This is a genomic window from Streptomyces sp. NPDC107498, from assembly GCF_055582805.1.
The window spans coordinates 91947-116092 of record NZ_JBVJPE010000011.1; the positions used below are offsets into that span (position 1 = coordinate 91947).

Sequence of the window (24146 nt, forward strand, 5' to 3'; positions counted from 1 at the left end):
GGTTCACAGAGCCTGCGGGAAGTCGAACATCCTGCCCGGGTCGTAGCGCCTTTTCAGCTCAACCAGTCGGTGAGCGGCCGAGCCGTAGTAGGCGGAACGCCAGTTGCTCAGATTCGCGTCCGTGTAGTTCTGGTATGCCGCGCCCGAGGCGTGCCGGCGCATCGCGGTGTGCGTGCTGTCCAGCCAGGCCGTCGCCGGCCCGGCGGTGTGGCCGGCGGGCCAGGACGCGGTGTACTGGGCCAGGAAGCGTGAGTTGCGGTGTACGAAGGCGGTCGCTTGCGGGGGAACGCGGTTGACGGCGCCGCCCAGGGCGGTGAGCGCGATGGAGACGGCGCCGGTGTTGCTGCTGCGTCCGTGGCGTTCGACCTGGTCGAGCAGTGACCGGATGCCGGCGGCACTCAGGGAGCGGTTGAAGAAGTCCGAGCGTGCCGCGTACGTCTCCCGCTGGAGCACGCCGGTGGGCTGCCGCCCCGGGGTTCCGCCGGGCAGGTGGCACTGGGCGGTGGACTTTGTCGCGCAGCCCGCGTACATCCGCATGGTGTCGAGGTAGCCGCGGCGGCGCATGGTGATGCGGGAGGCGGCGCCGGGGCCGCCGGCGCGGTCCGCCAGTCGGTCGACGGCGTTCTGCAGGGCGCCGTACGTGCCCAGGGAGAAGCAGCTGACGGAAACGGTGGGGGTCCGGCCGGCGACGGCGGACAGGTGCAGTGCCGACCAGATCTCGTCGGGCTGGGTGGGCCCCCACTCCTGCCAGGAGCGGAGGGCGGCGGCGGCCTTGGACCAGGGCCAGGTCATGTGCGCGGTGACGCCGTCGGCGGCCTTGTGGGTGCGGAACCGGAGTTCCGTGACGACGCCGAAGTTTCCGTTTCCTGCACCGCGCAGTGCCCAGAACAGGTCGCTCTCCCGGTCCTTGGACACGTCGAGGGTCCTGCCGTCGGCGGTGACGATGCGGGCGCCGGTGAGGTTGTCGGAGGTGAGCCCGTAGGAGCGCGAGACCACGCCGTGGCCGCCCCCGAGCGTCAGGCCGGAGATGCCGACCGTGGGACAGGATCCGCCGGGGATGGTGACGCCTCGTGCGCCGAGCTGCGTGTAGACGTCGATGAGCTTGGCACCGGCCCCGATGACGGCGCTGCCGGAGTCAGTGCGAATGGACTTCAGCGCGGAGACGTCGATGACCAGGCGTCCGTTGCCGCTGGACCAACCGGCGTAGGAGTGGCCGCCGTTGCGGATGGCGACGGGGGTGCCGTGGCGGCGCGCGAAGGCCAGGCACTCGGCGATGTCCGCGGTGTTGGACACGTAGGCGACGGCGGCGGGGCGCAGACTGTCGAAGCGCGTGTTGTACAACTGGCGGGCGGTGGCGTAGTCGGCATCGCCCGGACGTATCAGGCCGCCCTGCAAGCCCCTGTCGAGCGCGGACCAGTCAGCGGCGCGCGGCGCGGCCGCGCGTATGCCGGCTGCGGCGGATGCGGGGCCCAGGGGGCGTTGCCCGCTGGTGGCAGGGGCGGAACCGCTGCTGGGCGCGGCCCTCACCCGGCCGCTGCCCCAGCCCGTCGTCCAGGCGACGGCTGTCGTGCAGCCGGTACCCGCTGCGAGCAGTGTGCGCCGGTTCATGGCGGCCTCCGTTCACGTTCCTCTGCTGTCGCTCAAGCAGAGTGCGAATGGGGGGTAGTGGTTCCGTGTGGCGGGCATTTGCGATCCGGGGGTTCGCCCGCAGCCCGACCGTGCCGTGTCGTGTCGTGGACCGGTCCGGTGCTCGCGGCGGCGAGGAAGCCGGTCGAGGCGGACGAGCCGGGGCGCGGGAGGCAGATCTGTTTGTCGTGACGGACAGGCGACGGCCGGGGCCGTCCCCGCGCGGACGGGGAACAGCCGGCCGGGGTCATCTCCGGATCGTCGATGACGGGTCCAACCGGTCGATGACGGGTCCAGGCTCGCGGGCGGCTGGCGCCGGGGCCGCAACGACAGGGGCGTGCTCCGCTGTCCGCGGCGTGTCTGGAGGCAGGTGGAGAAGGAGAAGTAAGTGATGCCGGTGGTGAGTGTTTAGGGCGGGCTGGGGCGAGTAGGCGGGGGTCACGACCAATCCGGTTACTTCACGAGGAGGTCCCAATGTCGGGCACGGAGAAGAGCAAGGCCCATGCCGAGCAGGCCAAGGGCAAGGTCAAGGAGACCGTGGGCCGCGCCGTCGGCAACGAGCGCATGACCGCCGAAGGCCGCGCCGACCAGAGCGAGGGCCACGCACGCCAGGCCAAGGAAGACATCAAGGACACCTTCCGGCACTGAGCCACCCCACACCCCGTAGGGCCCCGACCACTCCCCCGGTCGGGGCCCTACGGGTTTTGGAGCGCGTCGGCGCGTCGTGGCGCGAAGAGCCGCGGGAGGCGGCGCCGGTCAAGCTCGTAACCGTCCCGCCGCCCCATGGGTTCTTCCAGGCTGCCGGGTACGCCTCCGGCGTGCCCTTGCTTCGCCGCCGGACACGGCTCCGCCCGAGACGAGAAAGGGTGGAGTCCGGTCATCGGCGGCGGGCGCGAGGTCCCGTGTCACGGCGAACCGGAGCAGGAGCACGCAGGCGTCAAGCTCACCACCGAGGTGACCGACGTCGAGGAGCAGGGAAAGGACTCCGGGACCGAGGCGCAGCAGCAACGGGCGCTCGGCGCGGTCCGCTGCCCGGTCGTCGACACGGAGTGCCCGCCGCGCGTCGAGGTGCTGTCCGGAGCGTACGAGACGGCCCGATGGCCGCCTCGCCGCACCCCGCACCGGGTGACGGGCCGGGCCCGTTCCAGCCTGTCACCCGAAACCGCCTACGATGACCGCCCATGAGCACGAATGACGACCGAAGACCCCTGGTCGACGGACGCTTCCGACTGATCTCCCGACTCGGCAGCGGCGGCATGGGCACCGTCTGGCGCGCCCGCGACATCGCCCTCGACCGCGACGTCGCCCTCAAGGAGGTCCGCCCGCCCGACCCCGCCGTCGAGGACGCGAACCCCGGATTCGCCGCGCAGCTGCGCGAACGCGCCGTCCGCGAAGCCCGCGCCCTGGCCCGGTTGTCGAACCCTCACGTCGTGACGATCCACCACATCGTCGAGCCGCAGGACGGCTCGCACCCGTGGATCGTGATGGAGCTCGTCGAGGGCAGTTCCGTGTACGACCGGCTCGCCGCGGGCCCGATGCCCGTCCCCGAGGTGCTCGCCCTCGGCCGCCAGGTCCTCTCCGCACTGCGCGCCGCACACACCGCCGGCATCCAGCACCGCGACGTCAAACCCGCCAACGTCCTGCTCCGCCACGAAGGCGAGGCCGTGCTCACCGACTTCGGCATCGCCGCGTTCGACGGCGCCACCTCCCGGCTCACCTCCACCGGCGACCTGATCGGCTCGCCGGAGTTCATCGCCCCCGAGCGGGTCCGCGGCGAGGAGGGCAACCCGGCCTCCGACCTGTGGTCGCTCGGCATGCTCCTGTACGTGGCGGCCGAGGGTCACCACCCGCTGCGCCGCGCCACCGGCCTCGCGACCGTGGTCGCGGTGCTCGACGACCCGATCCCCGCGCCGGTGCGGTCCGGCGCGCTGGGTCCCGTACTGACCCGGCTCCTCGTCCGCGATCCGGCGCAGCGACCGGACGGGGCGCTCCTGGACCGGCTGCTGGCGGAGGCGGAGGGCGGCGCGGCCGCGGCTCCTGCTCCCGCCGCTGCTCCTTCTGCGCCCGTCGCCGTCCCTGCCGTCCCCGGCCCGTACGCGCCGGCGTCCGCGCCGTACCCGCACCCGGCCTACGGCCCGCCCGCCGCGCCGGGCGCGGGCTTCGGCCCGCCGACGCTGCCCACCCCCACGCCCTCCAGCCCGCGCAAGCGCGCCGCAGGCGTCGCCGTCGGCCTCGTGCTGGCCGCCGCCGCGGTGATCGGCGTCGTGAACCTGTTCCCCGACGGCGGCGACGGCAGCGACAGGACCTCCGGAGCGAAAGGCGGCGCCTCGCCGACCGGCGCCGTCCGCACCCCCGGCCAGGGCTCGGGCACGGTCCCGTCCACCTCCGCGCCCGCGCCCGCGGTCCGCGGCAGCCTCCTCACCACCGCCAACGTCCGTGCCGTCATCGCGGAGTTCCGCCGGGCGAGCGGCACCACGACGATCAAGGACCTGACGGTCTACGAGGGGTATGCCCTGGCGAACATCCCGACCCGGCCCGGCGCGAAGACCTACGACGCGTACGAGTACCGGGCCGGCGTGGCCAGGAAGACCGGCCCCGGCGGCACCATCAGCGCCGACGACGCCGACGAACAGCCCTTCGACGTGGCCACGATGCCCTGGGACAGCCTCCCCGCGCTGATGAAGCGCGGCGAACGCGACCTCAAGGTGGACGACCCCACGATGCGCTACGTCATCGTCGACCGCTGGACCTTCAACGACGACCGTCCGACACTGCGCTTCTACCTCAGCAACGACTACCAGGCCAGCGGCTATCTCGCCGCCGACACCTCCGGCAAGGTCGTGTCGACCCTGCCCGCGTCCTGAGGTCACCGCCTTTGCGGATCGTGGCCGTCCGCAAGGGCTCCTACGGTCGGAGCGTGCCGCAGACACAGGCAGACAGGCGTACCGGTGTGCGGACGACCCCGGTCACCGGCGCTCCGGGGCCGTCGGCCGCCAGGTCGTCGCCCACGGGGTGTTCCTGAACGACGGCTTCACCGGCCGGACCGGCGACCGACCGGTGGCGCGACCGCTGGTTCTGCCTGTCCCGCCCGAAGGGGACCCGCTGCCCCGGCACCGGGCGGTGGACGTCACGACGGGCCGTCCGCGCGGGTTGCGGGCCGGTCGACTCCGGGCAGACGTGGAAGAACGGTCGCACCGCCAAGGAGTACGGCCGCAGTACGTGTACTGCGGTCCGCGCTGCGACGTCGAGGTGAAGCCCCGGTCGGCGCCGCCGCAAGCACCATCGCCGCGGCGCCGAGGCCGCCGGGGTCTCGGCGCCGCGGGTCAGGCCTTGGGATTCGGCGGGCGGGTCTTGTGGGCAGCGATCCGGTCCGGTTCCATACGGGCCTGGTCGGGGAGGACGGCACAAACTTGAAGCTGCCGTCCTGGTCGGCGGCGGTGACGTACTCGTGCTCCAGTTCGCGACGGCACAGGCCGACGTTCCGGCCGCGCCGGGACATCCAGCCGATCGGCTCGTACGGCGTCCCGACAGTCTCCCTCGCCGGTCGGCGCCCCGCGCTGACGGTGCGCGGCTCGGACACCGGCCGTGAGGTGAGTCCGGCTCTCAGCGGTCGGAGCCACCGTGGTCCGGATGCTCGGGTGTGGTCCATGATTCGCGCTTCGCCCCGGCGTCCGTGTGCAGGGGATCGACGTCGGAACGGCGCCTGCGCGCGGCGCGGCGGCTGCCCCACCAGAACGCCCCGATGAGGAGAACGACGACCACGATCCCCAGGCCGACGGCGAAGAGCACGGCGTTGGATCCGGCCGATGCGAGAACGGAGGGTGCTGCGATGCCAGTCATGATCACCTTTCCAGTGGCAACACGCCGCGGCAGTAGGGCGCTGCGGGCGTGCAGGGCGGCTGTCCTCTCCCGGCCTGCGTAAACGCCTCCATGGGGAGGCTTCGGGGCCGCTTGTCGCCGCCGCGAGCGATCTGTCGCGGGCGTTGCCCGCTCCAACGGCGGCCACGCCCCTTTGACCGCGACCTGATCGCCGGCCGGAACAGCCCGCTGACTACGGCCCCGCCCCGCACCCCCTACCAGGGCGTCAACACCGCGATCCTGTCGACGCCCACCCGCTGCCACCCCACCACCCGCTCACAGCGACCGCCTTCCGCGCGGGCTCTGCCCGCCCCTCGGCCACCGGCTCCAGAGGGGCATCCACCAACACCGCGTGGGTGCGCTCAGGGTCACGCCTCCACCGACGCTCCCGTCCCACCGGGGTTTCCTTGCCGTCCCGCTCGCGCTGTGCGTTCCCGGCAACCGTCGTGGCAGCGCCCCGCCCGTCGGCACGACCGTCGAGCCTCCGCCTCCGTGGCACCAAACCATTGACCACCTACAGTGGCTGTCTGTGATCGAAGAGTGACTCCAGTACCGGCATGCCCTTCACGCACCGCGCGGGCGAAAGACCGTTTCGGACGCCGGCCGGGCGGGACGAGCTCTTTGCCCTTCTCACCTCGTCGGAGTCACCATGGCCCCGCCCGCGCCCACGCCCACGCACTCGCCCCATCCGCGCCGCTTCAGGGCGTCGATCCTGCCGGTCCTCCTTCCCCTCGCGGTCCTGATCCTGGTAGCGGTGTCCGTGGGGTCGCGACTGCAGTTCGCCGAGCGGCAGGCGAAGGACACGATCCGCACGGTCGGATCCCGAGCCGCCGACCGGGTGGACGTGGAGGCCACCGTCCAGAGCGTCGACGCCGCAGCCCGAGAACTCGTCCTGCGGGTCCGCGTCACCCCCCGTGGGACCCTCGGCGAGGAGGAGGGGACCGCTCCCGTGGCCGATCTCAGCCTCCAGACCTCCGTGGCGACCCTCGGCGACCTGGAGTTCCCGGCCCACGAGCGGCTCGCGCCCAAGGACGTGCAGGTCGCGATCGCGGGTGGATCGATCACCGACTATCCGTTCGACACGTACGAGACCGACATCGAGTTCTGGGCGCTGCTGGGCGGCAAGGACGTGCCGGTGCAGATGCGCTTCTCCAACAATGACGCGCTCTTCTCCGTCTCCGCGGCGTCCCGGGACTCCGGGCAGGATGCCGTCGTGAGGCTGAGGCTGTACCGATCGGGCAGCATGCTCGCCTTCGCGGTCTTCATGATGGTCGTCATGTGGGCGCTGGCGGCGTCCGTGCTCCTCGGGGCCTGGTACCTGACGACCCGTGACGGGGGCCTGGTCTGGCCGGCCCTCGCCTGGATGGCCGCCACGCTGTTCGCTCTCGCGGCGTTCCGCAACACCGCCCCCGGCACGCCCCCGATCGGCTGCGCGATGGACTGGTTCGCCTTCCTGTGGGCCGAGACCCTCATCGCCCTGTGTCTGATCGTCGTGGTCGTCACCGGCATCCGCAGCGCCCTCCGCGCAGACGACGCCCACCTCACCTGACCGACGCACCGCCACAGGAAGGAACGGCTGGAGACCGCCTTCACTCGAAGCGGGTGCAGTCGTCGGTGTCGCCGCCCGGGAGCACGAAACCGAGAGGGCGGCCGAGCCCGTCGCGGGCACGGCGAGCAGGCTCCGTGACCTGCAGTTCCACCGCGTGCACGGTTACAGCTGAATCACTGACACCAAAAGTGACAAATCACTTAAAGCTGTCTTCCTCGGCCCTGCCTGCCCCACCAGGGCTGTCCGGGCGATCTTTGAGGGCAGCGGCGCCTGACAGACCTGCATCGTGCAGCGCCACGGGCATGCCAACCACATGCGTGACTGCGAGGTCATCGTCCATGCGACAGCCGATCCCCGTACCGCCATCGCACCGCCTCACCCGCGGCACCTCTTCCGGCGCCGGCCCGGTCCGCGCCTCCTCGATCCGGCCGCGTCCCGACGGCGGGACGGCCGGCAAGAAGCTCTTCCACGCGAGCCCGCCGAGCCCGCCGGGGCCGTGCGTGGCCGACGCCGACCGGCGCGCACCCCGACCACCGCCGCCCTTACCGCGGCCGCCGTCGTGAGCAGCCCCGCGGGCCGCAACGCGCAGGCCCTCACAGCGGTTTGAGTAGCGCTACTCAGGCGCCGGGAGCCGCCCCGCCGCACGATGGAGCCCTCGTCGACACGGCGGAACCCACCCGCCCAGGAGGAACCGATCATGCGAGACAGTCGCCCCCGCACACTCGTCCGGCTCACGTTCGCCAACCCCGCCTCGCTGGTCTACCTCGGCCTGGTGGCCGTAGCGGTGTTCCCCATGCTGCCCCTCCCCGTGAACGCAGACAGCACCTTCGCAGCCATCTGGATCCTCCTGCTCACCGCGCCCACCAGCATGCTCCTGCTGCTCCCCGACTTCACGAACGGCGACTCGGCCCTGGCGACCGGATACTTCCTCGCGGCGCTGGCCTTTTCCGCACTGCTCCACTCCTTCCTCCTCGGCCTCATGTACCGGGCACTGCGAGGAAACCCGGCACAGCAGGCACCCACCACCACGTGAGAGCCTTCCCCTACCCCACAAGACGCCACGCTGCCCACGAAGCGGACGACCACGGCGGTACCTCCCTCCAGCAGGACTTCCCCGCCTCGTTCCCTGGTGAGGACGGGTACCGGGCAGCCGGCACCGGGTTACCGGCAGCTTCCGTCCCGCTGTCCTCACCTGACGGCGCCGAGGTGCAGCCGTGCCGGCCCACCATCGGCTCGGGCGAGTGACCGGAGGGTCCGGAGCCGCCGTGATGAACGGGCCTGCTGTCGAGAACGGTCCCGGTTCCGTGTCGTGGCCCCGCACAATGGGACGGCCCCGATGGTCCGTCGTCAGGAGCCCCATGTCGATCTTCGAGTCGTTAGGCGTCCCGCTGCTCACGGTCGCGGTCACCCTGGGCGGCGGATGGCTCGTGACCACCCGCGTCACGGATCATTGGGATCAGATCAGGAAGAACCGCGACATGGATCAGACCGCGGCGGGGGAATTCCAGCGGCTCTACGGGGAGTTCGTCGCGGTCTGGAAGACCTGGAACGCCCTGACCAGCGGTCACACCCCCGTCAGCTCGCCCGGGCATCCCGGATGGGGTTGCCTGGAGCGGGCGACCGCGGCCGAGGGGGCGATCGAGGCCCTCATGGCGAAGCTGGCCGCCGAGCGCGTGCTGACCCGGACGGAGATCGACGTGCTCGGTGGTGTCCGCCAGGCGTTCAAGGCCATGCGGCGGGCGATCCAACGGGGCGAACCGCTCGACTGGTGGTCCTCGGAGATCCAGCCGTACGTGGCCTTCAAGTCCCTGTCCTCGGCGGTGTCCGTCCTGCTGGGCACCGCGTCGAGGACCAGGCGCCGGCCGAGCGCCGCAATGGCCGCCCACGCCTTCAGGGAGATCACCCACAACCGCCACGAGGTCATGTGGATCGAGACGGCCCGGGGAATTTCCCCGGGAGCTCGGTCGAGTTGACGTCCGTCCGGTCCGCGCCGTCAGGAGATCCACATGGCGACGGCGGCGTCGTTCGTGGGGCGTCGCTTCGTCGCCCGCGAGCTGCTCGCCGGGCCGTCCGGCGATCCGCAGGGCACCCTCCACCACCCGGGCAGGCCGGCGAGGCCCGCGTCCGGGAAGACCTGGCCGAGCTCGTCGCCGCGGGCGCGCCGGTCGTGGTCACGGAGTGGCCGCAGCCGAAGGACGTCGAAGGGGCGCGAGTGGTCGGCCGGGCCGGTGATGGTCTCGGTGGTGCAGTCCGGCCCGGCACCCCTGCGGCGAAGGAAGGACCCGCTCAGGGCCCCGGCTCGGCGGGGCTTCCAGGGTGAGGCGTGATTCCGCACCCCCCTGGGCGACGAACACGTTCGTTACGATCGGGGTGTGACTGCGCAGCGAGAACCGATCAGTCGGCGTGAACGACCCGCGAAGCCGGCCCTGACGCGGCGGGGGATCGTCGATGCGGCGGTGCGGGTCATGCGGTCCGAAGGGCTGGAGAAGGTGACCATGCGGCGCCTGGCCCAGGAGCTGGACACCGGCCCGGCCTCGCTCTACGTCTACGTGGCCAACACCGCCGAGCTGCACGCCGCCGTACTGGACGCGCTCCTGGGTGAGGTGGAGCTGCCCACCGACCGATCCGAGACCGGCTGGCGCGAGGACCTCGTCGCGGTCCTGACCTCCTACACCCGCCTGCTCTTCGAGCACCCGCAGCTCGCCCGCTCCGCCCTGGTCGCACGCCCCAGCGGCGCGAACTACCTCGACCTGCTCGAACGGCTCCTCCTGCTGCTCTCCCGCAGCGGCGCCCCGCGCGAGCAGGTCGCCTGGGGCGTGGACAACCTCCTGCAGTACGCGACCGCCACCGCGGCCGAGCACGGTACCCAGGAACGCGACCCGATGAGCCAGGACGACTGGGACGCGCTCGCCCGCGCCGCGCACGGCGTGGACGAGACCGAGTACCCGACGATCAAGGCGCATCTGCCGGCGCTGCTGTCCGGCACCCAGGACGCCCGGTTGTCCTGGGGCTTCGACCTCGTGATCAACGGCATCCTCCACACCCCCGTCCCGGACACCACCGGCTGATCCCCGGAAGGCTCCGAGGGCCGCGGCGTCCCGCTCGGGACGGCCGCTTCGCGCTTCGACCCGCGCCCGTGCTGCACGGGTGGGGCGCAGCACGCCTATGGGCGAACTTGTTCGTCACGAACGTGTTCGTTACGGTGGGAGAGCAGGTCGGCAAGGGCGGCCGCAGCGTCATCCCCACACCCCGAGGAGGACCCCGTGAACACGCACCACCCCGTCGCGATCATCGGCGGAGGTCTCGGCGGCCTCACCGCCGCCCGCGTCCTCCACGTCCACGGCATCGAGGCGGGCGTCTTCGAGCGGGAGGCGTCGAGGGAGGCCCGCACGCAGGGCGGCATGCTCGACATCCACGAGGAGAACGGCCAGAAGGCCCTGTACGCCGCCGATCTCCACGACGGCTTCCTCAAGATCATTCACGAGGGCGGTCAGGCCATGCGTCTGCTCGGTGCCGACGGCGCCGTCCGCGTCTCGGAAGAGGACGACGGCACCGGCGGCCGACCCGAGGTCGACCGCGGCGACCTGCGCGACCTGCTCCTCGACTCGCTCCCCGACGGCACGGTCCACTGGGGCAGGAAGGTCACCGGTGTCCGCGCCCTGGACGGCGGACGCCACGAGGTGACCTTCGCCGACGGCTCCGTCATCACCACCGACCTGCTGATCGGCGCCGACGGCGCCTGGTCGCGCGTACGCCCCCTGCTTTCCGACGCCGAGCCCGCCTACACCGGCATCTCCTTCGTCGAGACCGACCTGCTGGAGGCCGAGACCCGACATCCGCGCAGCGCGGCCGTCGTCGGCGGCGGGTTCTTCATCTGTCTCGGCGACGAGCGCGGCTTCCTCGCCCACAAGGAAACCGATGGCAGCCTGCACGTCTACACCGCCCTCAAGGCGGACGAGGACTGGCTGGACACGGTCGACTTCACCGACCTGCCGGCGGCCAAGCAGGCCGTGCTCGCCCGCTTCGAGGGCTGGCACGAGGCCCTGCGCGGCCTGATCGCCGACGCGGACACCATGACCCCGCGCCGCATCCACGCCCTGCCGGTGGGCCACCGCTGGGACCGGGTGCCGGGCGTGACCCTGCTGGGCGACGCCGCCCACGTGATGTCGCCCTTCGCCGGCGAGGGCGCGAACCTCGCCATGTTCGACGGCGCCGAACTCGCCCTGGCCGTCGCCGCCCACCCCGGCGACACCGAGGCGGCCCTGACCGCCTACGAGGAAGCCCTCTTCCCGCGCAGCGAAGCCTCCGCCACCGACTCCGCCCAGAGCCTGGACACGATGTTCGGCCCGCAGGGCCTGGAGCAGATGACGGCGTTCTTCACCACCGGACCGGCGGCCCCGTAGCCCGGCCGCCCACGACCACGCGGCCGCGGGCCCCAGCCTTCCCCACAGGGCCGGTGCGCCCGCCGCACCCAGCTCTCCCCCGCCCGGAAAACTCGCATCCACAGGAACCACGTTGCCGAAGATCGCGATCCTTCTGAGCAGCACCCGCACCGGCCGCGCCGGAGCGAACGTCGCCCAGTGGGTCCTGGAACGGGCCCGGCAGCACGACGACGCCGACCACGAACTCGTCGACCTCGCCGAAGTCGACCTGCCGCAGATCGACGAACCCTTCCCGCCCGCCCCGGGCCGCTACACCCGCCCCTGCACCCAGTAGTGGGCCGCCACGGTCGCCGCCTTCGACGGCTGCGTCATCGTCATCCCCGAGTACAACCACTCCTTCCCCGGCGTGCTCGAGAACGCCCTCGACCGCGTCTACGCCGAGTGGAACAACAAGGCCGTCGGCCTCGTCCCCTACGGCGTCGGCGGCGCCCTCCCGGCCGGAGACGAGTCCGCCGACCAACAGACCACCGCCCGCGCACGCGAGCAGCACGGCACCGGCGACCACCGCACGGGCGGGCGCCCGGCGAGGCCGGGCCGGGCGGGCGGCGGGCGGATGCGAGTCGCCGACCCGTGGCAGGGGCCTGGTCGACGTCACCTCGTCGGGCAGAACGGCGGACACCTCGGCCGCCGCCGGGTATGAGATGCGCGGGATGACCTCGGTGGCCTCCGAGTCGCTCTCCTGCGGCCAGTGCCCCTGGCCCGTCCCGTACCGGTACTCCATCGCCGAACCCCCGCACCGCCGGATCACGTCAAAACGCCGGGGCGCGTAACCGACGGTCACACGGCCACGTTCTTCGTGACCGCCCTTCGGACGCCGGGGCTCCGCGGCCAGGCACGGCGCCCGCCGGCTGAGGGGAGGGCGCCGGTCGAGGCCCGTGGCGCTTAACCGAGACCAGGCCTCGCCCCGCAGCGCAAGGACGGCGGTTCAGTCGGTGGACAGTGCCTCGAGGAGGTCACCGACCTGCGGGTCGGGCAGCGCGCGGGCCACGTCGGCCTGGGCGACCATGCCGACCAGGCGGTGGCCGTCGATCACCGGCAGCCGCCGCACCTTGTGCGAGGTCATGGTGCGCAGGATCTCGCTCGCATCGTCGTCCGCGCCGATGGTGACCGCCTCGCCCTGGGCAAGTTCACCTGCCTTCACCTGGGCCGGGTCCTTACCCGCGCCGAGGACCTTCACGACGATGTCGCGGTCGGTGAGCACACCCTTGAGCCTGTCGTCCGTGCCGCAGATCGGCAGGGCGCCGACGCCCATCTGCGTCATCTTCTTCGCGGCCTCCAGGACCGTCTCCTCGGCACCGATGCACTCGGCGCCCTCCGTCATGATCTCTCGGGCAGTCGTCATCGCACTGTCTTCCTTCCTGCTGTCACATCCCTGGCAACCGGCACAGCTCGATCAGCCGAGGCGGCAGAATTCACGCCTGCCCTCCTCCGGCGGCCGCATAACACCTTCGTGCCATCCCCACCCCGGTGCAGCATCCGCAACGACGGAACAGAGCGGCACGGACGGTTTCCGCACCCCCGAGGTGTCGCAGGAAACGAGGAGACGGCCACCGGGGGCGCAGGTCGAGGTCCTGCACCCGGTGGGGGACGCGCGGGCAGGAGCCGGCGTGGGATCTCGGCGCCCAGACTGACTTCGATGGTGGGCCGGCCCCAGTGGTGGAGGCCGGCGAAGCGGCGGTCGGTGACGACGACGTACGCCAGCCTGCAGGCGCGGGTCTTCCAGGTAGATCCGGCAGCCGGTGAGCATCGCGAGCGCACCGCCGAGGCTGTGGCCGGTGAACCAGACGCTCTGGTCGTTGTCGCGAAGCTCGGCGGTGGCGTCCCTGGCGGCGGGGAAGATGGAGTCGAGGGCCTCGCCGAAGCCGTAGTGGAGGTAGCCGGTGTTCGCCGGTCCGGGGACCGGCGGGGTGGTGGCGTCGGAGAGCCAGTCCTTGATCTGCGCGGGCTCGATACCGCGGAACCCGGTGGTGATCACCCGGTCGGAGGCGATGGTGCAGGCCTGGGTGTCCCGGAGCGGGAACGGGGGCCTGAACCGCGTCTCGTGATGGCGCACCTCCTCGAATCCCCAGTCACGGGCCGTGGACTCCACCGTCGCCTCGTCCTTGTAGGCCATCGCGTAGGCCGCCTTCGGACTGTGAGTACGGACGTCGTGGTCGATCACTGCGGGTCCGGCTGGTGGGGGCAGCGGGCCCAGTGTGACCGCGTGGGGGTGACGGGACGGGCGGACGGCTTGCCGGCTCCCGTTGCCGCACCTCACCGGGAGTGTCACGATCAGACCGATGACACCCGCTCCTGCCACCTCCCACCCGCCACGGCGGCTCCCCGATCCGTCATGGCACGCATGACCCTGAGCGCCGAAGGCGCGGCCCGTCCCGATGCGGTCTGGCAGCGTTACGCCGACACCGACCAGTGGGCGTCCTGGTCCCCGCACATCAAGACGGTTCACTGCGTGGGCCGTCTACGGCCCGGTATGAGCGGTACGGTCGAATCAGTCGTCGGCATTCGTGCCGCCTTCGTCGTGGAGGCCGTCGACCACGACCGCCGCACCTGGACGTGGCGGGTGCGTCTGGGGCCCATCCGGATCAGACTGCACCACGAGGTGAGGCCGCAGGGCCGCGGCAGCGCCACAAGCCTGACCATGTACGGTCCGCGGCCGGCGCTTCTGGCTTACGCACCCCTCGCCCGCCTCGCTCTGCACCGCCTCGTGCAGCCCTGACCCCAACCGTCCTCGTAGGAAGTCCTCTTGCACGAGTGGGGCCCGACCGTATCCGGCCGGGCCCCGCTCACCTCGCGCGCGTCGCGCTTCCTGCGCCGTCTACCAGCGGTACCAGCGGCCCTTGCGGCCGCCGCTGTCCGCGGTACGGACGACGAAGCCCAGCAGCCACACGACGAGCACGATCACTGCGATCCACCACAGCGCCTTCAACGCGAAACCCGCACCGAACAGGATCAGAGCCAGCAGAAGAACCAAAAGCAGGGGAACCATCGTCATCAACCTCCTGGCCACCGGGTGCCCCTACTTCAGGCCGACAATCCCACGAGCAGAAGTTACTTCTGTGCGCCACGGGGCATATGCGCGGACGCCGTGCGCCGCGCCTGCCCCTCCCCCACCAGCCCTGCCCCTCGTGCACCGCAGCACCGACCCGTCAACCGTGGCGGGCGCGCCTGCATCGAAGAGCTTTTTGTCCCGTTGAGCGTGTTCATCGAGATGTCTGACGTCTCCGTCCGTTGCTCGGAGGCCTCGTTGGTCGTCCGTCCTGCCGCACTCGACCTGCCGCATGCGCTCGTGGAGTGGGTCACCATGCTGGTTGTCATCCGCGAAGGTCGTCCTCACGCTGGAGCGGCAGCGCTGAAGATCCTCAGTGAGCGCTTCGTCCGGCGATGACCGTCACGTGAAGCGCTCACACGGAACCGAAACCCCTGGGGTCAGTCCTGATCTCGGCCGTACTGGGCCGCGTACCAACTGGAGTCGATGGCGGGGTTGCGCAGCGCCCCCCCCAGAATCGGTCGTCAGGTATCGGCGGCAGGGGCTGGTTTGCCCAGGTCCGCGTGCAGATCCGCACGCCAGTCGAGAGTGAAGTGACTCCGGGTCTCCGCGCTCTCGCACACGGACCTGTACGGGGACCCCCGGATCCCGAGGGCCATCTTCTCCGCGGCCCACCTGCGCGTGTGGTCCCGGCCGGCGTCGGCCTGTGCGAGCACCGCGCGGAGTCGCAAGGCGAGCGGGCCGGTCCGGTCCGGCTGCGGCGGGGCCACACCGCACTGCCGCGCGTCCAGGGCTGCCTTGACCTCCGGGTGGTCGTTCAGGCCCGTTTCGACCGCCGGTCTGCGCAGCTGCTTCCGCACGGCGTCGACCACCTGCTCATACGGCAGGACTGCGATCAGCGCACCGAGTTCCTCGTGCCCGTCCGGGTGGCTGACGTGGAGGAGGTCGGTGGGACTGCAGGACAGGTCCAGCTCCGGCAGCTGCTCGTCCGGTGCGGGAAGGGGCTCGTCGGCACTGTACTGCGGCCTGGCAGGCGGACGCCCCTCCCAGAACAGCCGGCCGTTGAAGGTGACGACACCGGCGTCCTGGCCCGGCAAGCTTCGAACCGCCCCTCGTCCCGGTTCACCAAGCTGCCGCCACCGGACGCTGCAGCCGCCCACTCGACGCTGAAGCGCCCAGTCGCCATCACCCGGTCGGTGGCCGACTCGAAGAAGCTCAATGACCGCCTGGACGTGCCCCCCTGTTCGTCGTCACGGAAGCCGGTGCCGAGGTCGTCGTCCAGCCGCGGGGCGAAACCGGTGGTACCGAGGGCCTGACGAGCTCATGCAGGGCAGGGCCCTCGTAGACCGTCCAGGGTGATCTCCGCGAACCGGCGCCAGTCTCCGATCTCGTGGTGGCTGAGCATCGCTACGGCACCCACGCTCATGTACAGGTCCGCGACCGTCACGTCGGCGCGCAGCGTGCCGTCCGACCGCCCCCGCTCGACCAGCCGCGCCCCCATCGCGAGCAGTGCCTCGCCGACCTCGCCCCGCGGGGCCATGCCGCCGAACGACGCCTCGATCACGCCCGAGACCGCGCGCCCCTCCTCGTGCATCTCCCCCACGCGCGTCAGAAGCGCCTCCACCGCCCCGCACGCGTCGGGCCGCGCCGGGCACTCCTCCTCCAGGAACGAGAGGACCTTCGCGAACCGCTGCTCGGCGACGGCTCCGACGAGGGCCTGCCGGGTCGGGAAGTGCCGGTAGACGGTTCCGACGCCGACCCCGGCGGCCCGGGCGACCTCCGCCATCTGGACCTCGTCGCCGCGCTCGGCGAACAGTTCGTGCGCAACGCTCAGCACGCGCAGGCGATTTCGCTCCGCGTCGGTCCGGGAGGGTCTTGACATGCCGCTGTTTCCTCTGCTCATCTTTAAACGGAATCGGATTCCGATTCCGCAGCCGTTGAGGGAAGGATACTCATGTCCGAAGACCGGTTCATCCTGCTCGACCCCGGCGCCTCCCGCCCCACTCGCGTACCGCTGCCGCCCGCGATGACCGTGAAGGCGAGGACGGAGGACACCGAAGGGCGTTTCTCCTTCATGGAGGTCGTCGTCGCCCAGGAGATCCCGCGCCACGTCCACCACGTGGCCGACGAGTGCGTCTACGTGCTGTCAGGTTCCCTCGGCGTGGAGTTCGACGACACGGACCGCACGGTGACGGCCGGCCAGTTCGTCCTGCTGCCGCACGGCGTCCCGCACGCCCTGCGTCCCATGAGCACCCCGCCGCCCCTCGTCCTCCAGATATCCTCGCCCGGCGGCTGGGAGTGCTACCTGGAGGACCTGTCCGAGCACGTGTCCGGAACCGGCCGCGGGAGCCGCCTCGACGCCACGGCGCTGAACCGGATCGCCGCCCCGCACCGGATCACCTACGAGGAGCCCGCCGCCCCCGCGTAGCCCTCAGCCGTCGAGGGCCGGGGGCCGGGGCCGGTGGCACCAGAGGGTGATCGAGCCCCTGGGCGGTCACGGTCCGGTCGACCCGTCCCGGGCGGTCCTCCGGAGGCGGCGGTCCGCCGGGCCGCCGACCCGGGCGGGACGCGTACCGGCAGGCCACGGCCCGCTCGGCCGAGGCGGCCGGCCCCCTCAGTGGTCGCCGACGATGGCCCGGACGTTCTCGATGCTGCCGCAGTCCGAGTCCAGCTGCCTCTGGCGCTCCTTCAGGAACGCGGCGCCCAGCTCGGCCCTGCGGTCGTCGGGGACGCTCTCCCGGGCCCCGTTGAGGATCGTCCTCTCCTCCTCGTCCACGTGGTGGGAGACGGCCTCGACCAGGTCCTCCAGCTTCGAGTCCCATTCCTCCGAGCCGACGTCGTCGACCTCCAGCAGCGCCAGCAGCGCCTTGTTGCCCTCCTCGTGCTCCTCCGAGCCGTGCTCGACCTCTTCGTCGTCCACGTTCTTGAAGCGCTTCAGCGCTCCGTAGACCTCGGCCTCCTCCGCCTCGGCGTGGGCGATGAGCAACGCGGAGAACTTCTTCAGCGCTTCCGCGCGATCGGCCTCCACGCTCCGCATCTGCCGGAACAGTTCCTCCATGGTCCGGTGATCCTCGAGGATCACCGCTACAACGTCCTGCTCCTGCGGTTCCGCGGCCATGGCGCTACCTCCTCGGGTCGAAATCCTCGTCATCTGGGGCGTGCTCGCTCGCGGCCGGTTGAAACCTGGCTCCGATCCGCCGTCGGCCGGAGCGGACGGTCCGCTTCCAGATCAAGGACAGCACCGTAACGCGGCGCCCCGGCCGCCACCGGTCCGCCGCTCCGCCCACCACGGGACCCCTTCGACCAACGGGCGGGGCCCAACCCGACGGCACCGCACGTCGCGAAGGAGGTTGCCGTGCTCGTCGTGCCCGGGCGGCGGACGGAGACCGACGTTCGTCAAGCCGCCGCGGGACAGGTCCTTCACGGCGGACGTCTACGCGGACGGTTCCCGGCCGCCCGCCGATCTGGACCCGGCGACGCCGGTACTGTTCTCCGAAGTGGTGGCCTTCGCCGCCGAGTACCGGCTGTTCCTCCTCGACGGGCAGATCGCCACGGGCAGTCGCTGCGCGGTGTTCGGCAGGCGCGACCCCCACCCGCTCGACCGGCACGAGCCCATCGCCTCGGAGATCGCGGAACTCGTCGACCGCCTCGTCGCCGCAGCCGGGCCCGCCCTGCCGAGCGCCGTCGTCGTGGACGTCGGACAACTGCTCGACCCGTACCGCCCGGGCCACCGGTGGGCCGTGGTGGAAGCCAACATCGCCTGGTTCTCCCACGCGTACGCCTCCGACCCGACACGCGTGCTGGACGTGGTGATGCGGGCGGCGGGACCGCGCGACCGGGTGAAACCCGTGGATCTGCCGTGCGTGCGGCACTGAACCCCCCTCCGGCCCCCTGCCCCGCGGAACGGGAGCAGCTCCCGCTCCGTCGGCCTCCCCGTCTCCGTTGCCGGCGCGAGGGTCGCGCGGTCGACGCGGACCGGCGGCCCCCAGGGAGCGGTCTCACATCGTGAGCAGCCCCGGTCGCACTCTGGTCACGGATTTACATGTGCGTGACACTTAGTGCGTCCTGTGTGCGGCAACGGCGCCGTAACATCCACCAGTGGACCGGACCCGAGCGAGCCGCACCCCGTCGCGGATCCGGTGACAGCCGCGCCAGAAAGGCCTTCTGTGACGACTCGATCCGAGACGCAGACCGTGCTCGACCATCTTCTCGAGGAGATCGAACACCGCAATCCCGCACAGCCCGAGTTCCACCAGGCCGCCCACGAGGTCCTGGAGACGCTCGCACCGGTGCTCGCGGCCCACCCCGAGTACGCGCGGGCCGGGCTCGTGGAGCGGCTGTGCGAGCCCGAGCGGCAGATCGTCTTCCGGGTGCCGTGGCAGGACGACAAGGGCCGCGTGCACGTCAACCGCGGCTTCCGCGTGGAGTTCAACAGCGCGCTCGGCCCGTACAAGGGCGGTCTGCGCTTCCACCCGTCGGTGAACCTGGGCGTCATCAAGTTCCTGGGCTTCGAGCAGATCTTCAAGAACGCGCTGACCGGCCTCGGCATCGGTGGCGGCAAGGGGGGCAGCGACTTCGACCCGCACGGGCGCAGCGACGCCGAGGTCATGCGGTTCTGCCAGTCCTTCATGACCGAGCTGTACCGGCACATCGGTGAGCACACCGACGTCCCCGCCGGTGACATCGGCGTCGGCGGCCGTGAGATCGGCTACCTGTTCGGTCAGTACCGCCGCATCACCAACCGCTGGGAGGCCGGCGTCCTCACCGGCAAGGGCAACGGCTGGGGCGGCTCGCTCATCCGCCCCGAGGCGACCGGCTACGGCAACGTGCTGTTCGCGGGGGCCATGCTGCGCGAGCGCGGCGAGGACCTGGAGGGGCAGACGGCCGTCGTCTCCGGCTCCGGCAACGTCGCGATCTACACCATCGAGAAGCTGGCCGCCCTCGGCGCCAACGCCGTGACCTGCTCGGACTCCTCGGGCTACGTCGTCGACGAGAAGGGCATCGACCTGGAGCTGCTCAAGCAGGTCAAGGAGGTCGAGCGGGGCCGCGTCGACGTGTACGCGGAGCGCCGGGGATCCTCGGCGCGCTTCGTGCCGGGCGGGCGGGTCTGGGAGGTGCCGGCCGACATCGCGCTGCCGTCCGCCACCCAGAACGAGCTGGACGAGAACGACGCCGCGGCCCTGATCCGCAACGGTGTGAAGGCCGTGTCCGAGGGCGCCAACATGCCGACCGTCCCCGAGGCCGTCCGCCTGTTCCAGCGGGCGGGCGTCGCCTTCGGCCCCGGCAAGGCGGCCAACGCGGGCGGCGTCGCGGTCAGCGCGTTGGAGATGGCGCAGAACCACGCGCGGACGTCCTGGACAGCCGAGCGGGTCGAGGGCGAACTCGCCCGGATCATGAACGACATCCACGCCACCTGCCACGAGACCGCCGAGCGCTACGGTGCCCCCGGCGACTACGTGACCGGTGCGAACATCGCCGGGTTCGAGCGAGTGGCCGACGCGATGCTGGCCCAGGGCGTCATCTGACCCCCCGGCCGGCTCCCCGGCGGCCCGACGTGCGTGCCACGGGCCCCTCCCCCGCCTGACCGGCCTCGCGAGCCGAGGCGTCGAGACCCGGGCCGGCCGTTCAGTGCCACTCCCAGCGCAGTGCCCGGAAGCCGGGGCCGGGGTTCTCGAAGACCGCGTGCGCCCGGCCGGAGGCGCTGATCCACACCAGTTCCGCGGACATCGGTTCCCCGGTGACCGCGGCGCTGGAGCAACTCCGGCAGCGCACCGGCACGGCGTCCGGGTGAAAGGCGACCTCCAGGGTGTAGAGGAGGGCGGGGGCGTTGAACCCCCGCCCGCACTCCTCGGCGCGGCGCCCGCCCTCGGGGAACCGCAGGGTGTACTCGATCAGCGTGGTCCCGCCCTCGGACAGCGTGCGGTCCAGGAACAGTTCGGCGACCACCAGGGGCACGCTGCGGTCCGAGCGCAGCCGCCCGAGGCGGGCGTTGCGCACGTCGGTGAACTCCGGCAGCGCCGTGTCCGGGTCCTCGCCGTGGAGGATCACCACGCAGCGGTCCACCCGGTCCCGGGCGGCTTTCAGCGTCAGACGGGTGGTCAGCCGTGTCCCGGTGCCCCGCGCGTCGAGCTCGTAGTGGTCGTGGGCGGCGACCCGGAGCAGGCCGTCGTCCGCACTGTCCAGCTCGGCCAGCAGCCCGGGAAGGCTGACGAACTCCCGCCACAGGTACTCGCTCTCCAGTACCTCGGAGTCGCGGTTGACCCAGCGGCCCCGGGGGCGGCGCGGGCCGAGGAGCGAGACCAGGCCGTCGGTGGGGACGCCCAGCAGCTCCTCCAGGAGCCGGACCGCCTGGCGGGAGTGCGGCCGTTCGGGGCGGCTGCGCCCGCGTCGCCAGTAGCTGAGCGTGGTGACGCTGATCTCCACGCCGCGTTCGGCGAGCCGGTGCTGGATGCGTTCGAGGCTGAGCCCGCTGGCCCGCACGGCGGAGTCGAGGGCGGCTTCGAAGGGGCCGGTGCGGAGGGCGTCAAGGAGATCGGTGGCCGGTTCTCGCTGTTGTGCGGTCTTCAGCTCCAGTGGTCTCGGTGCCTGAATCGTCTGACCGGACCGTGTTGTGCCGCTGGTGTCCACCAGTCTCTCGCCTTCTGCACCGCCATCGTGCGCCTGGGGGGGTGGGGCGCGTTGTCCGTGGCAGCGTTCTCGTGGGGGGATGGAACGGGCCACAGGCTAGCCACGACCCGACCGGGTATCGACGAGACGTAAGACACTCTGTGAACAGTTTTGACCAAAGCTCAGGGTGCGACAGAGCCGTGATCGGGTGAGGAGCCGGTCGCCGTCCTCTTCACAGAGCCCGCAATTAAACAGAGTTGGCACTCGTTGACCGGGGTTTCCGACAGCCGCCACGATCCCGGCCCATGAAGAGAAGTGTTCTTGCCGCATCGATCTCGCTGGCCGTCAGCGGCCTGCTGATAGCCGGCGCGGGATCCCCCGCCGCCGCTGCCGACTCCGCTCGGCCCCACCCGCCCAAGGCCGACAGGAGCCAGGCCGTCCAGGACGCCCGCGCCTCGATCGCCGCCCACCCCACCGCGGTTCGGGCGAGCTCGGACGACACGTTCGAGTCCGCCTCGGTGCTGGTCGACAAGGACGGCGCCCGGCACGTGCACATGACGCGTGAATACCGCGGCCTGCCCGTGCTGGGCGGTGACGTCATCGTGCACTCCGCGCCCAGCGGAGCGTTCCGCGAGAGCACGCTGACCCTCAGGTCCAGCCTCTCCCTGTCGGTGACCCCCAAGGTCGGCGCCGGGCGCGCGGAGACCCTGGCGCAGAAGAGGTTCCGGGGCAAGCGTGCCGGGACGACCAGCAAGCTGGTGGTGAACGCGCTCTCCGGCACCCCGCGGCTGGCGTGGCAGGTGACCGTCGACGGCACGGCCCCCGACCAGTCGCCGAGCCACTTCAACGTGCTGGTGGACGCCCTGACCGGCCAGGTCGGACAGACGTGGAACACCTTCCACACCGTCGACGGCACCGGTCACGGCTACCAGGTGGGCGACGTCCCGCTGACCACCACCGCGGTCTCCGGCGGCTACCAGCTCAAGGACCCCACCCGCGGCAACGGGGAGACCCGGGACGCGCAGAACCTGACCGCCACCAACGACAGCCCGCCGGCGGGCTGGGGCAAGGCCTTCACCGACACCGACAACGTGTGGGGCAACGGCACGCTCACCGACCGCGCCACCGTCGCGGCCGACGCCCACTTCGGCATCCAGGCGACCTGGGACTACTACAAGAACGTGCACGGCCGCAGCGGCATCAAGAACGACGGCGTCGGCGCCCGCTCGTTCGTGCACTACGGCAACAACTACGCCAACGCCGGCTGGGACGACACCAGCTTCAGCATGATCTACGGCGACGGCGCCCCCGGCGACAAGCCGTTCACCGAGTTGGACGTCGCGGGCCACGAGATGAGCCACGGCGTCACCTCCGCCACCGCCAACCTGAACTACTTCGGCGACGCGGGCGGCCTGAACGAGGCGACCAGCGACATCTTCGGCACCCTGGTGGAGTTCAACGCCAACAGCCCGGCGGACGCCCCCGACTACCTCATCGGCGAGAAGATCAGCTCCACGCCGCTGCGGTACATGGACGACCCGAAGAAGGACGGCGCCTCCCAGAGCTGCTGGACCACCGGTACCAAGAACCTCGACCCGCACTACTCCTCAGGAGTGGGCAACCACTTCTTCTACCTGCTGGCGGTCGGTTCCGGCTCCTCCAGCTGGGGCAACAGCCCGACCTGTGACGGCGGTACGGTCACCGGCGTCGGCAACGCCGCCGCGGGCAAGATCTGGTACCGCGCGCTCACCACGTACATGACCTCGGGCACCACCTACCCCGAGGCCCGTACCGCGAGCATCAAGGCCGCGATCGACCTGTACGGCGCGAGCAGCAGCCAGTGCGCCGCGGTGGAGAAGGCGTGGAGCGGCGTGGCCGTCGTCCCGACCTCCACCACCTGCGGCGGCAGCACCCCGCCGCCGAGCGGCTCCAACCTGCTCTCCAACCCGGGCTTCGAGTCCGGTGCGGTCAACTGGACCGCCAGCTCCGGCGTGATCACCAACGACACCGGCGCCACCGCGCACTCCGGCTCGTACTACGCCTGGCTGGACGGATACGGCAGCGCGCACACCGACACCCTGTCCCAGTCGGTGACCGTCCCGGCCACCGCCGCGGCGCCCAAGCTCAGCTTCTTCCTGGCGATCGACACCAAGGAGTCGGGCACCACGGCGTACGACACGCTGAAGGCCCAGGTCGTCTCCGGCACCGGCACCACCACCCTGGCGACCTACTCCAACGCCACGCCGGGCGGCTACGCCCAGCGGACCCTCGACCTGTCGGCGTTCAAGGGCAAGACGGTCACGATCAAGTTCACCGGTACCGAGGACGCGTCCCTGGCCACCGGCTTCCTGATCGACGACACCGCGGTCACCACCGGCTGAGCCTCCCCACGGGCTTCGCGGGTGCGTCGGTGGGCCCGGCCGGTGAGAACCGGTCGGGCCCGCCGTGCGTTTCGCCGCGGCGGACGCGTCCGGTTCGACGCGCGACGGGTCTGCCCGGGAGCGGTGCCCGCCGGGGGGCCGTTCTCAGCCGTCGGTGGGGGTCGGGTCGGGCAGGGGGCGGTCCGTGTGGGGGCAGCGCGTGTCGGGCGTGAGCGTGGGGACGCGCATCCGGCGCAGGAGGTCGCGTGTGGTGCGCCCGCCCAGCGTGCTGCGCCACGCGACACCGGGATGGCGGGAACGCAGGTGGGAGAGCGCCCGGGTCCCCAGCCCGCTGCCGAGGAAGCGTTCGTCGATGGTGAGGGCGGTGATGACGCCCTGGGCGCAGTCGGTGCAGATCCGGTAGTGGACCTGGCCGACGACCTGGCGGACGTGGACGAGCAACAGGCGTTCCTCACCCGGTCCGGAGTGGTCCGGGAGGTAGGTCGACAGGAATTCGATCGCCCGGTACGCGAGGATCCGGCGGTGCAGGCGGCCGGTGGCACGGCCGCGGCGCGAGTGCTTGGCACCGCCTCGGACGGGGGTCGATGCCCCGGACGTGGGGGCCGGGCCGAACAGGGTGCTCGTGGGGCGCGCGTGTTGTCCGTGCATGGGGTCCGTGTGCCCGGGGCGGTCGGCGATATCCGTTCGGAGACGTCGGC

General features: G+C 71.6%; 25 protein-coding genes and 2 pseudogenes. 16 read left to right on the plus strand and 11 right to left on the minus strand.

What is annotated here, in order from left to right; all coding sequences use genetic code 11:
• Window positions 1–3: 3 nt before the first annotated feature.
• On the minus strand, window positions 4–1608 hold the full coding sequence (locus ACZ66Z_RS20530) for an FAD-binding oxidoreductase (RefSeq protein WP_469935859.1): 1605 nt from the start codon (window positions 1606–1608) through the stop codon (window positions 4–6).
• Window positions 1609–2100: 492 nt separating this feature from the next.
• Here ACZ66Z_RS20530 and ACZ66Z_RS20535 point away from each other — a divergent pair, with 492 nt between their 5' ends.
• The 3 genes from ACZ66Z_RS20535 (at window position 2101) to ACZ66Z_RS20545 (ending at window position 4490) form a co-directional block, all read left to right on the plus strand.
• Window positions 2101–2274, plus strand: a complete 174-nt coding sequence (locus ACZ66Z_RS20535; RefSeq protein ID WP_469935861.1) for a CsbD family protein — start codon at window positions 2101–2103, stop codon at window positions 2272–2274.
• 306 nt (window positions 2275–2580) lie between these two features.
• Window positions 2581–2811, plus strand: a complete 231-nt coding sequence (locus ACZ66Z_RS20540; RefSeq protein WP_469935863.1) for a hypothetical protein — start codon at window positions 2581–2583, stop codon at window positions 2809–2811.
• The gene (locus ACZ66Z_RS20545; protein ID WP_469935865.1) at window positions 2808–4490 is read left to right on the plus strand and encodes a serine/threonine-protein kinase; all 1683 of its coding nucleotides are present in this window, start codon (window positions 2808–2810) and stop codon (window positions 4488–4490) included. The genes ACZ66Z_RS20540 and ACZ66Z_RS20545 overlap by 4 nt, the downstream gene beginning before the upstream one ends.
• Before the next feature lie 739 nt (window positions 4491–5229).
• Here ACZ66Z_RS20545 and ACZ66Z_RS20550 read toward each other — a convergent pair.
• Window positions 5230–5466 (minus strand): DUF6479 family protein, encoded by a 237-nt coding sequence (locus ACZ66Z_RS20550; RefSeq protein ID WP_469935867.1) that lies wholly within the window; start codon window positions 5464–5466, stop codon window positions 5230–5232.
• Between the two features lie 667 nt (window positions 5467–6133).
• Here ACZ66Z_RS20550 and ACZ66Z_RS20555 point away from each other — a divergent pair.
• From ACZ66Z_RS20555 to ACZ66Z_RS20570, 4 genes are all read left to right on the plus strand, one after another.
• Window positions 6134–7033 carry a DUF4436 family protein gene (locus ACZ66Z_RS20555; protein WP_469935869.1) on the plus strand — a complete coding sequence of 300 codons (900 nt, stop codon included), beginning with the start codon at window positions 6134–6136 and terminating at the stop codon, window positions 7031–7033.
• 286 nt (window positions 7034–7319) lie between these two features.
• Window positions 7320–7640: a YxiG-like protein gene (locus tag ACZ66Z_RS20560; protein WP_469935871.1), complete on the plus strand. Its 321-nt coding sequence runs from the start codon at window positions 7320–7322 to the stop codon at window positions 7638–7640.
• 90 nt (window positions 7641–7730) lie between these two features.
• The gene (locus ACZ66Z_RS20565) at window positions 7731–8066 is read left to right on the plus strand and encodes an SCO4225 family membrane protein (protein WP_469935873.1); all 336 of its coding nucleotides are present in this window, start codon (window positions 7731–7733) and stop codon (window positions 8064–8066) included.
• A 325-nt stretch (window positions 8067–8391) separates the two neighbouring features.
• Window positions 8392–9006 carry a hypothetical protein gene (locus ACZ66Z_RS20570; protein WP_469935875.1) on the plus strand — a complete coding sequence of 205 codons (615 nt, stop codon included), beginning with the start codon at window positions 8392–8394 and terminating at the stop codon, window positions 9004–9006.
• A gap of 20 nt (window positions 9007–9026) precedes the next feature.
• Here ACZ66Z_RS20570 and ACZ66Z_RS20575 read toward each other — a convergent pair whose 3' ends face one another.
• Window positions 9027–9368 carry a hypothetical protein gene (locus ACZ66Z_RS20575; protein WP_469935877.1) on the minus strand — a complete coding sequence of 114 codons (342 nt, stop codon included), beginning with the start codon at window positions 9366–9368 and terminating at the stop codon, window positions 9027–9029.
• A gap of 130 nt (window positions 9369–9498) precedes the next feature.
• Between ACZ66Z_RS20575 and ACZ66Z_RS20580 the strand changes: the two genes are divergently transcribed.
• The 3 genes and pseudogenes from ACZ66Z_RS20580 (at window position 9499) to ACZ66Z_RS20590 (ending at window position 12115) form a co-directional block, all read left to right on the plus strand.
• Window positions 9499–10101 (plus strand): TetR/AcrR family transcriptional regulator, encoded by a 603-nt coding sequence (locus ACZ66Z_RS20580; protein ID WP_469935879.1) that lies wholly within the window; start codon window positions 9499–9501, stop codon window positions 10099–10101.
• Between the two features lie 195 nt (window positions 10102–10296).
• Window positions 10297–11436, plus strand: a complete 1140-nt coding sequence (locus tag ACZ66Z_RS20585; protein ID WP_469935881.1) for an FAD-dependent oxidoreductase — start codon at window positions 10297–10299, stop codon at window positions 11434–11436.
• A 112-nt stretch (window positions 11437–11548) separates the two neighbouring features.
• Window positions 11549–12115: pseudogene (locus ACZ66Z_RS20590) on the plus strand (NADPH-dependent FMN reductase).
• A 285-nt stretch (window positions 12116–12400) separates the two neighbouring features.
• Here the strand turns inward: ACZ66Z_RS20590 and ACZ66Z_RS20595 are convergent.
• Together ACZ66Z_RS20595 and ACZ66Z_RS20600 are read right to left on the minus strand one after the other, a co-directional pair.
• Entirely contained in the window at window positions 12401–12817 is a 417-nt protein-coding gene (locus ACZ66Z_RS20595) for a CBS domain-containing protein (RefSeq protein ID WP_469935883.1), read from the minus strand.
• A gap of 51 nt (window positions 12818–12868) precedes the next feature.
• Window positions 12869–13636: a lipase family protein gene (locus ACZ66Z_RS20600; RefSeq protein ID WP_469935885.1), complete on the minus strand. Its 768-nt coding sequence runs from the start codon at window positions 13634–13636 to the stop codon at window positions 12869–12871.
• A gap of 180 nt (window positions 13637–13816) precedes the next feature.
• Between ACZ66Z_RS20600 and ACZ66Z_RS20605 the strand changes: the two genes are divergently transcribed.
• Window positions 13817–14191 (plus strand): SRPBCC family protein, encoded by a 375-nt coding sequence (locus tag ACZ66Z_RS20605; RefSeq protein WP_469935887.1) that lies wholly within the window; start codon window positions 13817–13819, stop codon window positions 14189–14191.
• Window positions 14192–14290: 99 nt separating this feature from the next.
• On the opposite strand, the gene ACZ66Z_RS20610 is transcribed toward ACZ66Z_RS20605, so the two are convergent.
• Complete coding sequence (locus tag ACZ66Z_RS20610; RefSeq protein ID WP_011113206.1) at window positions 14291–14461, minus strand: DUF5670 family protein; 171 nt, start codon at window positions 14459–14461, stop codon at window positions 14291–14293.
• 258 nt (window positions 14462–14719) lie between these two features.
• On the opposite strand from ACZ66Z_RS20610, the pseudogene ACZ66Z_RS20615 reads away from it, so the two are divergent.
• A pseudogene (locus ACZ66Z_RS20615) lies at window positions 14720–14800 on the plus strand (IS5/IS1182 family transposase); the annotation flags it as partial.
• A gap of 185 nt (window positions 14801–14985) precedes the next feature.
• Here the strand turns inward: ACZ66Z_RS20615 and ACZ66Z_RS20620 are convergent.
• The gene (locus ACZ66Z_RS20620; protein WP_469935889.1) at window positions 14986–15558 is read right to left on the minus strand and encodes a hypothetical protein; all 573 of its coding nucleotides are present in this window, start codon (window positions 15556–15558) and stop codon (window positions 14986–14988) included.
• Between the two features lie 224 nt (window positions 15559–15782).
• Window positions 15783–16343, minus strand: coding sequence for a TetR/AcrR family transcriptional regulator (locus tag ACZ66Z_RS20625; RefSeq protein WP_469935891.1), 561 nt, complete (start codon window positions 16341–16343; stop codon window positions 15783–15785).
• 72 nt (window positions 16344–16415) lie between these two features.
• Between ACZ66Z_RS20625 and ACZ66Z_RS20630 the strand changes: the two genes are divergently transcribed.
• A complete protein-coding gene (locus ACZ66Z_RS20630) occupies window positions 16416–16889 on the plus strand; it encodes a cupin domain-containing protein (protein ID WP_469935893.1) in 474 nt (157 codons plus the stop codon).
• Window positions 16890–17075: 186 nt separating this feature from the next.
• Here ACZ66Z_RS20630 and ACZ66Z_RS20635 read toward each other — a convergent pair whose 3' ends face one another.
• A complete protein-coding gene (locus tag ACZ66Z_RS20635) occupies window positions 17076–17579 on the minus strand; it encodes a hemerythrin domain-containing protein (protein ID WP_469935895.1) in 504 nt (167 codons plus the stop codon).
• Window positions 17580–17811: 232 nt separating this feature from the next.
• Between ACZ66Z_RS20635 and ACZ66Z_RS20640 the strand changes: the two genes are divergently transcribed.
• Together ACZ66Z_RS20640 and gdhA are read left to right on the plus strand one after the other, a co-directional pair.
• Complete coding sequence (locus tag ACZ66Z_RS20640; protein ID WP_469935897.1) at window positions 17812–18336, plus strand: ATP-grasp domain-containing protein; 525 nt, start codon at window positions 17812–17814, stop codon at window positions 18334–18336.
• A gap of 291 nt (window positions 18337–18627) precedes the next feature.
• Window positions 18628–19986: an NADP-specific glutamate dehydrogenase gene (gdhA, locus tag ACZ66Z_RS20645; protein ID WP_469935899.1), complete on the plus strand. Its 1359-nt coding sequence runs from the start codon at window positions 18628–18630 to the stop codon at window positions 19984–19986.
• 100 nt (window positions 19987–20086) lie between these two features.
• On the opposite strand, the gene ACZ66Z_RS20650 is transcribed toward gdhA, so the two are convergent.
• Window positions 20087–21088 (minus strand): hypothetical protein, encoded by a 1002-nt coding sequence (locus ACZ66Z_RS20650; protein ID WP_469935901.1) that lies wholly within the window; start codon window positions 21086–21088, stop codon window positions 20087–20089.
• A gap of 284 nt (window positions 21089–21372) precedes the next feature.
• Between ACZ66Z_RS20650 and ACZ66Z_RS20655 the strand changes: the two genes are divergently transcribed.
• Window positions 21373–23448: a M4 family metallopeptidase gene (locus tag ACZ66Z_RS20655; RefSeq protein WP_469935903.1), complete on the plus strand. Its 2076-nt coding sequence runs from the start codon at window positions 21373–21375 to the stop codon at window positions 23446–23448.
• Window positions 23449–23592: 144 nt separating this feature from the next.
• Here the strand turns inward: ACZ66Z_RS20655 and ACZ66Z_RS20660 are convergent, their stop codons facing one another.
• A complete protein-coding gene (locus ACZ66Z_RS20660) occupies window positions 23593–24096 on the minus strand; it encodes a hypothetical protein (protein ID WP_469935905.1) in 504 nt (167 codons plus the stop codon).
• Between the last annotated feature and the right edge of the window lie 50 nt (window positions 24097–24146).